The 12570-nt window shown below is 57.4% G+C and carries 11 protein-coding genes; 8 read left to right on the forward strand and 3 right to left on the reverse strand.

Annotation, left to right across the window (positions count from 1 at the left end; all coding sequences use genetic code 11):
- Window positions 1–107 precede the first annotated feature (107 nt).
- Window positions 108–653, forward strand: coding sequence for a hypothetical protein (locus ACZ6ZO_RS01695; RefSeq protein ID WP_465290050.1), 546 nt, complete (start codon window positions 108–110; stop codon window positions 651–653).
- 1021 nt (window positions 654–1674) lie between these two features.
- On the opposite strand, the gene ychF is transcribed toward ACZ6ZO_RS01695, so the two are convergent.
- Window positions 1675–2760, reverse strand: coding sequence for a redox-regulated ATPase YchF (ychF, locus tag ACZ6ZO_RS01700; RefSeq protein ID WP_182386505.1), 1086 nt, complete (start codon window positions 2758–2760; stop codon window positions 1675–1677).
- Window positions 2761–2866: 106 nt separating this feature from the next.
- Here ychF and ACZ6ZO_RS01705 point away from each other — a divergent pair, with 106 nt between their 5' ends.
- The 3 genes from ACZ6ZO_RS01705 (at window position 2867) to ACZ6ZO_RS01715 (ending at window position 6250) form a co-directional block, all read left to right on the forward strand.
- The gene (locus ACZ6ZO_RS01705) at window positions 2867–4258 is read left to right on the forward strand and encodes an AI-2E family transporter (RefSeq protein WP_465290052.1); all 1392 of its coding nucleotides are present in this window, start codon (window positions 2867–2869) and stop codon (window positions 4256–4258) included.
- Between the two features lie 33 nt (window positions 4259–4291).
- On the forward strand, window positions 4292–5371 hold the full coding sequence (locus ACZ6ZO_RS01710) for a DNA recombination protein RmuC (RefSeq protein WP_465290054.1): 1080 nt from the start codon (window positions 4292–4294) through the stop codon (window positions 5369–5371).
- 75 nt (window positions 5372–5446) lie between these two features.
- Complete coding sequence (locus ACZ6ZO_RS01715; protein ID WP_465290056.1) at window positions 5447–6250, forward strand: DUF6542 domain-containing protein; 804 nt, start codon at window positions 5447–5449, stop codon at window positions 6248–6250.
- Here the strand turns inward: ACZ6ZO_RS01715 and ACZ6ZO_RS01720 are convergent, their stop codons facing one another.
- The gene (locus tag ACZ6ZO_RS01720; protein WP_465290058.1) at window positions 6251–7213 is read right to left on the reverse strand and encodes a 4-hydroxy-3-methylbut-2-enyl diphosphate reductase; all 963 of its coding nucleotides are present in this window, start codon (window positions 7211–7213) and stop codon (window positions 6251–6253) included.
- Window positions 7214–7297: 84 nt separating this feature from the next.
- On the opposite strand from ACZ6ZO_RS01720, the gene xseA reads away from it, so the two are divergent.
- On the forward strand, window positions 7298–8536 hold the full coding sequence (gene xseA / locus ACZ6ZO_RS01725; protein ID WP_465290060.1) for an exodeoxyribonuclease VII large subunit: 1239 nt from the start codon (window positions 7298–7300) through the stop codon (window positions 8534–8536).
- A gap of 12 nt (window positions 8537–8548) precedes the next feature.
- Window positions 8549–8797: an exodeoxyribonuclease VII small subunit gene (locus ACZ6ZO_RS01730; protein ID WP_182386511.1), complete on the forward strand. Its 249-nt coding sequence runs from the start codon at window positions 8549–8551 to the stop codon at window positions 8795–8797.
- On the opposite strand, the gene ACZ6ZO_RS01735 is transcribed toward ACZ6ZO_RS01730, so the two are convergent.
- Window positions 8794–9372, reverse strand: coding sequence for a DUF4245 domain-containing protein (locus tag ACZ6ZO_RS01735; RefSeq protein WP_182386512.1), 579 nt, complete (start codon window positions 9370–9372; stop codon window positions 8794–8796). The genes ACZ6ZO_RS01730 and ACZ6ZO_RS01735 overlap by 4 nt on opposite strands.
- A 218-nt stretch (window positions 9373–9590) precedes the next feature.
- On the opposite strand from ACZ6ZO_RS01735, the gene glpX reads away from it, so the two are divergent.
- Both glpX and ACZ6ZO_RS01745 read left to right on the forward strand, forming a co-directional pair.
- Window positions 9591–10586 (forward strand): class II fructose-bisphosphatase, encoded by a 996-nt coding sequence (gene glpX, locus ACZ6ZO_RS01740; RefSeq protein WP_465290062.1) that lies wholly within the window; start codon window positions 9591–9593, stop codon window positions 10584–10586.
- A gap of 553 nt (window positions 10587–11139) precedes the next feature.
- Window positions 11140–12546, forward strand: a complete 1407-nt coding sequence (locus tag ACZ6ZO_RS01745) for a class II fumarate hydratase (RefSeq protein ID WP_343159535.1) — start codon at window positions 11140–11142, stop codon at window positions 12544–12546.
- The last annotated feature ends 24 nt before the right edge of the window (window positions 12547–12570 follow it).

Consider the following 12570-nt stretch of genomic DNA (forward strand, 5'->3'; position numbering starts at 1 on the left):
ACGGTTGTGCAACAGACTCCAGATGGGTTCGCTCTCAGCGAGCCGAAGTTGTGATCAGCGGCTAGCATTCCTTCAATCCGTTTTACCTAACATTTCAAGGACATTTTATGAAGCGCACCTTCGCCGCATTGGTGGTCAGCTCTGCCGCCATGCTACTACTAGCCGGATGCAACCCACTGGACAGTCTGCCCATCCCCGGCAAGGAAAAGAAGACCGAGGAAACCACCGCCGCTGCCGCCCCATCCCCCACCAACCAGCCAAGCACGACAAAGAGTACCCCCACTAGAACCTCCACGCCGAAGACATCATCTTCCAAAGAACCCACGTCCCGAGCGTCCACTCCACAGCCGACGCCAACTACGGAGAAAATGGATGCCAAGCTACGGGGCGCGCTGGAAGCTCTGCTCGAGCCAGACCTCACCAATCCGAAGACCGATCGCGCGTCAGGCACTTTACACTTCGATAAAACCACTGGCGAACTTACTTCGATCACCAACTACAAGGTCAATGACGTACCAAAGGACGTTCCGGCAGAACGTCTGGATGAAGTTCGCACCAAGATCAAAGGCTGGAAACCAAAGGGCGTGGACAAGGTCCGCCTACTGGAATTCGATTTCGAAAACAACTTCATTAGCGCCGAGTATTTCGGCTAACCACCCAGCTGTTTCCCAGTCCGCGACGTCTTTTGGGCGTCGCGTTTCTGGGTTAAGTAGCAAAATGTGTGTCCGGTCGGCATTGCTGCTTCACTTCTGGGGGCTCTGATCACGGCCCCTGAAGTTTCTTACTAAAACCCGGGAAGCATTCCCCGGATCTCGGGCCGGAATCAGTGAAATAGCAGGTGTGAAGCCTAAAAGATCACCGAGACCCGGGGAACGCTTCCCGGGTTTTGCGGAGTTAAGCAGCACAAGGGTGCGAACCTGCGGTTCAGACTCCTTCCGGAGATACCTCACGAGCCTGCAGTATCGGTCATTGCGGTTGAGCTGACAACATAAGCATGGAAGGCCCGGAAGGTTGCTGCGTGTGTGTGATCAGCTTTGGTTTTGGTGGCCGAAGCGCCACCTAGTAGCGCCGTTGTTTTTGCTTTTGTCCCAGGCAGACGGGGCATCGGGGTCGGTTTTTGGTCACCGGAGTTAGGTAACCGCACCTGTTAGCACAGGTGCGGTATCACTCGCGGTATTGAACAAGGATTGTGCGTTTATAAGACCTCAAGCAATATAAAACATGCATTTGCATACCTTGACCAGGACCTATCGCGGACAACAGACACACTTTCTGCTACCTAACCCGCATTTCTCATGCATCGAAACCTCAGTCGCATCAGCGATTGAACTCACCTAGCCCTGGAAACTTTTGCAACCAAACCTTAAGCGGACACTTGGACAGCCTGACCACGGGCACCGATGGTTCCACCAGCGGGTCAGGACCTGTTTACCGGAAAAATCACAGTACAGGCCAACTAGCAGTGGATCCTCAGATCGTCTGCTAGTACGTGGCTAATAACTGCTCCCAATTCACCGAGACCGATAAACCAATTGGGATTGATGGTCCAGTTCGTCGATAAGCCACAGCAGACTTCCCTGACACCGACGGTTTCTCCTCACTGGAAATTCCAATGCGGGAGCAACCTTCGGGAATCCTGCGGCGGACTACCGCAACTCGGTGAGCTTTGGGCTGTTAGCCACCGATCTTGAAGTCGCAGACATCGCCATCCTGCATGACGTAGTCTTTACCTTCCATACGCATCTTGCCCTGTGCTTTCGCCTCGGCGAGCGAGCCACACGCGTCCAAGTCATCGAAGGAAACGATCTCAGCCTTGATGAACTTCTTTTCAAAGTCCGTGTGGATAACACCAGCAGCCTGTGGCGCGTGGGAACCTTGTTTGATGGTCCACGCACGGGATTCCTTCGGCCCCGCGGTCAGGTAGGTTTGCAGCCCAAGGGTGGCAAATCCAGCTTTGGCTAAAGTAGCCAGGCCCGGCTCGGTCTGCCCAACGGATTCCAGCAGCTCCAGCGCTTCTTCCTCGTCTAGTTCCAGCAAGTCCGTTTCAGTTTTCGCATCCAGGAACACGGCTTCCGCTGGCGCAACGAGGGCACGCAGTTCGTCCTTACGCGCTTCATCCGTGAGGACTTCCTCATCAGAGTTGAACACGTAAAGGAACGGCTTCGCGGTCATCAAGTGTAGATCGCGGACAAGAGTGAGGTCAATCTCGCCGTTCTTGGCTGCAGCGAACAGGGTGCGGTCGTCTTCCAGAATCTCCTGCGCGGTCTTCGCAGCAGCGACATTGTCGGCCAGCGACTTGTCCTTCTTCGCTTCCTTCTCTAGGCGTGGCAACGCCTTCTCAATCGTCTGCAAGTCCGCGAGAATAAGCTCTGTATTAATGACGGAAATATCCGTGGAAGGATCGACGCGACCGTCCACGTGAATAACGTTGTCGTCGGAAAATGCCCGCACAACCTGGCAAATCGCATCAGCTTCACGAATGTTCGCCAGGAAAGCATTACCCATGCCTTCTCCCTCGGACGCACCCTTGACGATGCCGGCAATATCTACGAAGGAAACGGTTGCTGGAAGGATTCGTTCCGATCCGAAAATCTCAGCAAGCCGGGTCAGGCGATGATCCGGAAGCTCGACTAGGCCGACATTCGGCTCGATGGTGGCGAATGGGTAGTTCGCTGCCAGCACATCGTTACGAGTAAGGGCATTAAAAAGAGTGGACTTGCCGACGTTGGGCAAACCGACGATTCCAAGAGTAAGGCTCACGGCTACTCATCCTAGCAAGCCTTCACGTGCGCCCCGGCTACCTGCCGACCATAATCCGCTAGAGTTTCGAGTGAGAAGTGCTACGACTTAGCTAAAGGAGAGTCACGTGAGCCCGGATGAGCACCACGATGATTCAGGTTTGCCACCCGTTGAGGACACCTCCTGGACCTTTGACGAACTCTCCTCTGGCGATCACATCGATCGCTCGCTGATCATCGCTGAGGGACTCAAGGAATTCGCTAGTTGGTGCCTGCGACTGCTCATCATCGCAGCAGCCACCTACGTGACGTGGTTCATTGGCAAGCAGGTGTGGCAGGGTCTTCTACCGGTCACTTTCGCCATCATCGTCTGTTCCGTCCTCTGGCCCCCGACGCGAAGGTTGCGCCAAATCGGCCTCCCAGCAGGCGTGGCGGCGTTAACGACGATACTGTCCACCCTCGCCATCTTCGGCGCGGTTATCGCGGCGATGGCCCCGAGCATCGGTCGGCAATCCCAGACGCTATACCTGCAGACCTATGAGTTGTTGCTACGCGCCCAGCTCACGCTTCAAGGACCGCCGTTCAATTTGGAATACGACGACCTGAACGATCTGTTCAACAGCGCCGTCACCTGGCTGCAACAACGCTCCGGCCAGATTGCTACCGAGGTGTTTTCCGGCCTCGGCACTATGTCAGTCGTGCTCGTCACGCTCGGCGTGGTCCTAGTGCTTACCTTCTTCTTCTTGAAAGACGGCGATAAGTTCCTGCCCTGGCTGCGCAACATCTCCGGCGAGCGCGCTGGCCTGCACCTCACAGAGTTACTGTCACGCATGTGGCAGACCTTGTCCGGCTTCATTCGCGCTCAAGCCATTGTCTCGCTTGTCGACGCCATCTGCATCGGAGCCGGGCTGCTCATCATCGGGGTTCCTATGGCCCTGGCTCTGGCAACCCTGACCTTCTTCGCCGGCTTTATTCCTATCGTTGGTGCTTTCGTGGCTGGCGCCTTGGCCGTACTCATTGCGCTGGTGTCCTTGGGGCTGACCAAGGCGGTCATTGTGCTGGTACTTGTCGTTGCTGTCCAGCAGCTGGAGGGCAACATCTTGTCTCCGATGCTGCAGTCCAAAGCGATGAACCTCCATCCCGTGATCGTCCTGGTGTCAGTGACGCTCGGTGGCAGTTTATTCGGCATCATCGGCGCGTTCTTGGCGGTTCCTGTGGCTGCCATGATCGCGGTATTCTTCCGCTACTTGAATGACATTATTGCGCTGCGCGCTGGGGAAAAGACCACTTCCGAAATCGAATTTGCCACCCAAGATCACGCTATGCAGGTGAAGTGGAGCGCGGAGTTTGGCCGGTTGTTCCGCGATGGCGGGTTGCCGCGCATGCTCGTGCCACGGCAACCCGCAGAGCCGAACAGGCCTGCGGGGGCAGAATCGGAGGAGGACTCCACAATCTTAGGGCGAGCTGGGAAAATAACGACATCTATCGCACGTATGTTCCCTAAAATAGGGCGAAAATAGTTCCGTGTCCGGGCGGTGTGCCATGGTGAAAACATGACTTCCACCATGGCGCTGTTCATCTTTCTCCTTCTTGGCCTCGGGATCGGCATAGTTTTAGGCTGGGCTCTGCGCAGCTCACGACCATCGGAGCGCGACCAGCAGCTCCTGTCTGCTCTCGTCCGGGACGGCAACATAGACAGCATTTCCAAATCACTTACGCCATTAGAGAAGGCAATGGGAACGCTGAGTGGCCAGGTTCGCGACATGGAAATTGAACGTGCAGAAACTTTTGCCCAGCTGTCTGCGCAGGTTCAGGCCATGAACCGAACGTCCCTGATGCTTTCGGACCGAACCGATAAACTGGTCACCGCATTGCGCGCCCCACAAGTCAGGGGACGGTGGGGCGAGATGCAACTGGAACGGGTGGTGGAGCTTTCCGGGATGGTTAAGCATTGCGACTTCGACACCCAGGTCAGCACTGCCGACAACGCCGTTCGCCCCGATATGGTGATCCGGATGTCGGATGGCCGCAACATTGTGGTCGATGCGAAAGTCCCTTTTCTCGCCTACCTAGACGCGCTGGACACCACAGATCCCGAAGAGCACCAGGCCCACCTTCGCAGGCATGCCAATCACCTCCGGACGCATATTACGCAGTTGTCGGGGAAAAACTACGTGCGCCATTTTCAACCCACCCCTGAGTTCATCGTGTTGTTCGTCCCCGCCGATCCTTTCCTAGACGCTGCGCTCTCAATCGACAACGAGCTACTGGAGTATGCCTTTTCACGAAACGTTGTGCTTGCCACCCCCACCACCTTGGTCGCGTTGCTCAGAACCGTCGGGTTGGGGTGGCAACACAGCGCACTGAGTGATACCGCTGCGGAAATCCAGAAACTAGGCAGTGAGCTCTACCGACGGTTGGGCACATCGGCAGAACATCTCCATAAGCTCGGCACTTCCCTAAACAAATCCGTCGAGGTTTTCAACCAAACCGTTGCCTCTCTGGACAGTCGTGTTTTTGTCACCGCACGTAAACTTCACGAACTCGATGCGTTGCCAAACAGCGGGAAGCAGCCTCCCACACTGCCCTTTGTAGACATGCGAGCGCGTGAACCACGTCAAACGCAAGAGTAAAAAGTGACGTTTTCGCTAGGAGCAGCCCGCGTTGTTTTCGCTCTTTGACAGTGCGAGTCGGTAGACTTATCTCCCGTGTCTCACCTTTCCACAGCTACGCCACGCGTTCGCCGCTCCGCCCAGTCGTCAGCGTCCCGTGGGTTGTCGCTATGGACGGCGCTGTCTCTCTCGATCGCATGCCTGCTCACCGGGCTACTGCTCAGTTTGAGCGCGGGAGAAATCTCCTGGATACATTTGGCTTGCTTTGGAGTGGGTGCTATCGGCACCACGGCATTTGTGAAGCACAGCGCGCTGTACCTCAACGTGGCTTCTCAGCCTTTGTTGTTCGGTATCATCACTCCCCTCACTTCCTGGCTTATCGCGCGTAGTGACCTGGCCGGTGATTCGGATCAGTTCTCCAGGACGATGCTGCTGTCATCGATTTATCCTCTCGCTGAACAGTTCCCGGCGCTCCTGGCCATCACCGCCGTAACCGTGCTCATAGCCCTATGGCGCCTTTACACAGCGATGAAGAAATACCAAGCCAGGATGGCGCAGCTGCAGCGGCAGCGGAGGATCGCTGCACGCAGTGAACGCCATAATCGGGAGACCACCACGCGTGTCCGCCGGGTGGCTAGTCGCCCACGGCGCAGCGAGTTGGCCCCTGAGGAGCGAATCCCGTTCTCCGATCTGATCAAGGACGTCGACAAGCGCTCAGAGCGACGTCGTCCACTACGCCGAGCACCACTTACGGAAACGGCCCGCACTGACCGTCCAACGCGACGCAATAATCCAGCGGCCTCAGGTGTGCCGAAAACAGAACGGCCGGCCCCGCGACGAGGCTCTCGCCCCGAGCAGAAGCCGGCACATCGGTCGCTTAGTGACGACCTCTACAGCTAGTTAGCGCTTCTCACGATTAGCTGGCCGCAGATCACGTGGCAGCGAGAAAACGATTTTCTCGGCAGCGGTGACTACTTCTTCCCTATCGTGGAAACCGAACTTCTCCAGGTGCTCCAGTACGTCACGCACCAGGATTTCGGGGACGGAAGCGCCGGACGTAATGCCGACGGTGGTGACCCCGTCCAGCCACTGCTCTTCAATTTGCGAGGCATAGTCGACCAGGTAGGAGGCTTGCGCACCATTTTGCAGGGCGACTTCCACCAGGCGCTTGGAGTTGGAGGAGTTCTGGGAACCCACCACGATGACGAGCTCACACTTCGGAGCGATGGCTTTCACCGCAACTTGGCGGTTTTGGGTGGCGTAGCAAATGTCGTCGCTAGGCGGATCGATGAGGTTCGGGAATTTTTCCTTCAGCTTGGTGACGATCTCCATAGTTTCATCCACGGAAAGTGTGGTCTGGGACAGCCACACCAGCTTTTCGTCTTCTCCGAAGGAAAGCTTGTCCACGCCTTCCACCCCGTCGACTAGGTGAACAACGTCAGGAGCTTCTCCCGCGGTGCCTTCTACTTCCTCGTGCCCTTCATGCCCAATGAGCAGGATTTGGAAGCCGTCGCGCGCAAATCGCTTGACCTCGTTGTGCACCTTGGTCACTAGTGGGCAGGTGGCATCGAGTGTATTCAGGTTGAGCTGACGGGCCTCTTCGTGGACCGCAGGGCTTACGCCGTGAGCAGAAAATACCAGGTGCGCACCCTCTGGTACTTCGGTGGTCTCATCGACGAAAATCGCGCCTCGCTCGGCCAAGGTATCCACAACATAGCGGTTGTGCACAATTTCTTTGCGGACGTATACCGGTGCGCCGTATTTATCCAGCGCACGCTCCACTGTTTCTACTGCGCGGTCCACTCCCGCGCAGTAGCCGCGAGGAGCCGCCAGCAACACTTTTTTGGTCAAGGTTTGCGTCATGCTGCCTAGCGTACCCAGCTATGGCAGAAAAGGCCTAGAATTGCACTTAATTGTGTATGTTTCGCATAACGTTTGAGGGGGATAATGAGCGCGGCAACGACACCGGATAGCCCGTGGCCGGTGCGGGAAGTGAACGCCAAGGTGAAGGCGTGGATTGAGAAGCTGGGCCATATTTGGGTGGAGGGTCAGCTCACCCAGGTTAATGTGAAGCCGACGTGGAAGCTTTCCTATTTGACGCTTCGGGATCCGGAGGCTGAGGCGAGTGTGCAGGTGACCTGCCCCACCAGCTTGATCCAGGGCTTCCCTAGTCCGCTGAAGGATGGCGACCGTGTGGTGGTCTATGGCAAGCCCGCGTTTTATGCTGGGCGCGGTTCGTTTTCCCTGTGGGTGACGGATATCCGCGCGGTGGGCGTCGGCGAGCTGCTCGCGCGTATCGAACGGTTGCGGCAGCAACTCGCGAGCGAGGGGCTTTTCGACGCCGATCGCAAGAAGCCGCTCCCCTTCCTCCCGAATCGGGTGGGCCTCATCACTGGCCGTGGTTCTGCCGCGGAACGCGATGTGCTGGCGGTATCGCAATCTCGTTGGCCCGAGGTGCAGTTTGAGGTCATAAACACGGCGGTGCAGGGGGCCAGTGCAGTTCCGGAGATCATTGAAGCGTTGGAGAAGCTGGATGCCAACCCTGCTGTGGATGTGATCATTATTGCCCGAGGTGGCGGTTCCGTGGAGGACCTGCTTCCGTTTTCCGAGGAAGCACTGCAGCGGGCAGTCGCTCAGGTAACCACTCCGGTGGTATCCGCTATTGGACACGAGCCGGATAACCCGGTGCTCGATAACGTGGCAGATCTGCGCGCGGCCACCCCAACGGATGCTGCGAAGAAAGTGGTTCCTGACGTGGCCGCTGAGCGCCAACTCGTTGCCGAGCTGAGGTCTCGAAGTCGCGCCGCGCTCCGTGGCTGGGTAGAGCGAGAGTCGCGAGGTTTAGCGAATATTCGCAGCCGCCCGGTGCTGGCCAACCCGCACTCCCTTATTGAAGTGCGAGCAGAAGAAATCGCGCGGGCTGTGAAGTATCTGCGACGAGAAATCACCACGGCGCTCAAGTCCGCCAAAAACGAAACTGCCGCGCTGCGTGCCCAGATCAGCACGCTCGGCCCAGCGGCTACCTTGGCACGAGGCTATGCCGTAGTGCAGGTGGTGCCGCGTGATGGGTCCCCAGCCGAGGTCGTCACCACGGTGGAGCAGTCTCCCCCGGGCAGCCAACTCCGGATCCGGGTCGGTGATGGTGCCATCGTCGCCGCTGCAATGTCTGCACAGAAATCAAATTAGGAGAAAACTCGCATGAATACTGACGTTATTGGCTCTGGTGCCGCAGGTAACAACGCTTTTCCGCCCGTGGAATCGCTGAGCTATGAAGCTGCTCGTGATGAACTCATTGAGACGGTCAAGATTCTTGAACTCGGACAGATGGGGCTAGATGAGTCTCTCAAGTACTGGGAACGTGGCGAGGCGCTAGCCAAGCGCTGCGAGGAACATCTCGCGGGCGCATCACGACGCGTTGAAGCGGCGCTTGGGAACGTAGAAAACTAGTTGCTGCCTTTGCCAGGCAGTGGCTCTGCTTGCAGGGTATTCCGGGCGATAGTCTCGAATTCAGCGGGGCCTGCTGTTCCCGAAAAAATGAGCCGGACATCGCCTAGGTCAGCAGCCCAAACGTCACGCACGTTCTTTTCCTGGGAGGTATAGATTCGGAACTCCTGGCCGTCGATAAGCTGCGCCTGCTGCTCCGTACGTCCGTGCTCGTCCACGTCCTGCACCGCCTTGTCCAGCGGCTGGTCAGTCTGCATGAGCTGCAGATAAGCCCCCTCCTGGGTAACCCAACCGACCACGGTCGCCGGTTGCTTGTTCACCGTGGTGCGACGTGCGGAGTTCGTAGTCCACCCCTCCGGAGTCTCCGGCAGGCGCAACGGAAAATTCATCGCGCGTGCTTCCATACTGAAAATCTGCGTGGCATCCACCTTCTGAACCGGGCCGTTTTCCGGCGTCCCACGGTCGAAGCTACACATCCCGGTGAAGGCCACCATCGGCACCATCAATCCGACAACCACCAGCAACGACACCACGATGTCGCGAGAATCTTGAAAAATACGAGGTTTCTGATCAGCCACGGAAAACAGTATGGCAGATCGACAACCACGATGGTGAACCGTGTCCACCCACCTAACGTGATGCACGACTCCCCTCATAAGGTGGTGGAAACCAAACACAGACGCCGAAAACTTTGGAAGAATAGACACATAGCCGTTTGTTATGACATCTAGCAGCACTGGTGTTTAGCAAAAGACTGCATCTACATCCAAATAAGCCACGTGGAGGCCTTGTCAGTATGAATAACCCGGAAATCCCAGATCGTAACCTAGCCATGGAGCTCGTCCGTGTCACGGAGGCTGCAGCATTGGCCTCTGGCCGCTGGGTCGGTCGCGGTATGAAAAACGAGGGCGATGGCGCGGCTGTCGACGCTATGCGCCAGCTGATTAACTCGGTGAATATGAAGGGTGTCGTCGTCATTGGTGAGGGCGAAAAGGACGAGGCCCCAATGTTGTTCAATGGCGAAGAAGTCGGTACCGGCTTCGGCGCTGAGGTGGACATCGCTGTTGACCCTGTGGACGGCACCACGCTGATGGCAGAAGGTCGCCCGAACGCTATCTCCGTGTTGGCCGCTGCTGAGCGTGGCACGATGTACGACCCATCGGCAGTCTTTTACATGAAGAAGATTGCCGTTGGCCCGGAGGCCGCCGGCAAGATTGACATCACCGCTCCTGCGCTGCACAACATTGAGGTTGTGGCCAAGGCAAAGGGCATTGCAAAGTCCGATGTCACCGTGGTGGTTCTCGACCGTCCCCGTCACGTCGACCTCATCAAGGAAATCCGCGAAGCTGGCGCGAAAGTCCGCCTGATTTCTGACGGTGATGTGGCTGGTGCCGTCGCCGCCGCCCAGAACTCTAACTCTGTGGACATCATGATGGGCACCGGCGGCACCCCAGAGGGCATTATCACCGCCTGCGCCATGAAGTGCATGGGTGGCGAGATCCAAGGCATGCTGGCACCGAAGGACGACGCAGAGCGAGATAAGGCTATCGCTGCTGGACATGACCTTAATCGAGTCCTGTTCACCAATGACCTTGTCTCTTCCGACAACTGCTACTTCGTCGCTACCGGTGTGACCAACGGCGACATGCTGCGTGGCGTGTCCTACCGCGCTAACGGCGCAACCACCCGTTCTTTGGTCATGCGTTCCAAGTCCGGCACGATCCGCTTCATCGAGTCCGTCCACCAACTCCAGAAGCTGCAGGAATACTCTGTGGTGGATTACACCCGCTAAGCCGAGCTCTTGCTTAAACCCGTCACTTCGGTGACGGGTTTTTAGTTTCTTTGACTATCTGGGGTTAAGGGACAAAATGTGTGTCTGGCCGGCGTGCATTTTGTGTTGTTACTTCACTCCTGGGTCTTTGGCCACGGCCCCTGAAGTTTCTTACTAAAACCCGGGAAGCATTCCCCGGATCTCGGGCCAAAAACAGTGAAACAGCAGGTGTGCAGCCTTAAAAATCACCGAAACCCGGGGAACGCTTCCCGGGTTTTGCAGGGTTACGTAACACAATTTGCCCCTTAACCCCAGATTGTTCCGCAGTCCCATAGGGCTCCCCAATACTGCGACGCTTCATCGGCGCATCAGGTTTGTTGCCACCCGTTACCCCTGTTAGCCGAGGCCATTTCCACTCCAAAAACTGAGACCCCGGTCATAATTGCAAATTAATACCCCACTCGTCCACACCGGCTGAGGTTTTGAGTCATACTAGAGGAAGTGGCTTGGATACGCACGTGTCCGGCCAGATGTTATATCCATGTGTTATATCCATCGACAAAAGGTGAAATATATGACTGAGCAGGAATTCCGCATCGAACACGACACCATGGGCGAGGTCAAGGTCCCTGTCAACGCTCTGTGGCGCGCCCAGACCCAGCGCGCAGTGGAGAACTTCCCAATCTCCGGCCGTGGCCTGGAGGCACAGCAGATCCGCGCTATGGGTCTGCTGAAGGCCGCTTGCGCGCAGGTAAACAAGGACAAGGGCCTGCTGTCTGATGAGTTCGCGGATGCCATCATCGCCGCTGGTAAGGAAATCGCAGAGGGTAAGCACAACGCTGAGTTCCCGATCGATGTCTTCCAGACCGGTTCCGGCACCTCCTCCAACATGAACACCAACGAGGTCATCGCTTCGATCGCGAAGGCAAACGGCGTGGAGATCCACCCGAACGACCACGTCAACATGGGCCAGTCTTCCAACGACACCTTCCCTACCGCCACCCACGTGGCTGCCACCGAAGCTGCCGTCAATGACCTGATCCCAGGCCTGAAGGTGCTGCACGCTTCCCTGCTGAACAAGGCGAAGGAATGGAAGGACGTCGTTAAGTCCGGCCGCACCCACCTGATGGATGCCGTTCCTGTGACCTTGGGCCAGGAGTTCGCTGGTTACGCACGTCAGATCGAGGCTGGCATCGAGCGCGTTGAGGCCACCCTCCCGCGTCTGGGCGAGCTGCCAATTGGTGGCACCGCAGTGGGCACCGGCCTGAACACCCCTGCTGACTTCGGTGCGCTGGTCACCGAAGAGCTGAAGAAGCTCACGGGTGTGCAAGAGCTGCGTGAGGCCAAGAACCACTTCGAGGCACAGGCTAACCGCGATGCGCTCGTCGAGTTCTCCGGCGCGATGCGTACCATCGCGGTATCCCTGAACAAGATCGCTAACGACATCCGCTGGATGGGTTCCGGCCCGCTGACCGGCCTGGGCGAGATTCACCTCCCAGACCTGCAGCCTGGTTCCTCCATCATGCCGGGTAAGGTCAACCCAGTTCTCTGTGAGACCGCAACCCAGGTCGCAGCTCAGGTTGTTGGTAACGACGCCGCTGTGGTCTTCGGTGGTTCCCAGGGCGCGTTCGAGCTGAACGTTTTCATTCCGCTGATGGCACGTAACGTCCTCGAGTCTGCACGCCTGCTGGCTAACACCTCTCGTGTGTTCGCAGAGCGCCTCGTCGACGGCATCGAGCCAAATGTGGAGCGCATGCGCACCCTGGCTGAGTCTTCCCCATCCATCGTTACCCCGCTGAACTCTGCGATCGGCTACGAGGCTGCTGCGAAGGTCGCCAAGACTGCGCTCAAGGAAGGCAAGACCATCCGCCAGACCGTGATCGATCTCGGTTTCGTTGACGGCGAGAAGCTGACCGAGGAAGAACTGGACAAGCGTCTGGACGTCCTCGCAATGGCAAACACGGACCGCGATAACTTCTAAGTCCCACACAACTAATGTCGGATG

Source organism: Corynebacterium sp. NPDC104732, from assembly GCF_055583565.1.

Bases quoted from the DNA above. Each gene is read 5' to 3' on its own strand.
- ACZ6ZO_RS01695 (WP_465290050.1), top strand. From the start codon at position 108: ATGAAGCGCACCTTCGCCGCATTGGTGGTCAGCTCTGCCGCCATGCTA.
- ACZ6ZO_RS01710 (WP_465290054.1), top strand. From the start codon at position 4,292: ATGACTTCCACCATGGCGCTGTTCATCTTTCTCCTTCTTGGCCTCGGG.
- ACZ6ZO_RS01720 (WP_465290058.1), bottom strand. From the start codon at position 7,213: ATGACGCAAACCTTGACCAAAAAAGTGTTGCTGGCGGCTCCTCGCGGC.
- xseA (WP_465290060.1), top strand. From the start codon at position 7,298: ATGAGCGCGGCAACGACACCGGATAGCCCGTGGCCGGTGCGGGAAGTG.
- ACZ6ZO_RS01730 (WP_182386511.1), top strand. From the start codon at position 8,549: ATGAATACTGACGTTATTGGCTCTGGTGCCGCAGGTAACAACGCTTTT.
- glpX (WP_465290062.1), top strand. From the start codon at position 9,591: ATGAATAACCCGGAAATCCCAGATCGTAACCTAGCCATGGAGCTCGTC.
- ACZ6ZO_RS01745 (WP_343159535.1), top strand. From the start codon at position 11,140: ATGACTGAGCAGGAATTCCGCATCGAACACGACACCATGGGCGAGGTC.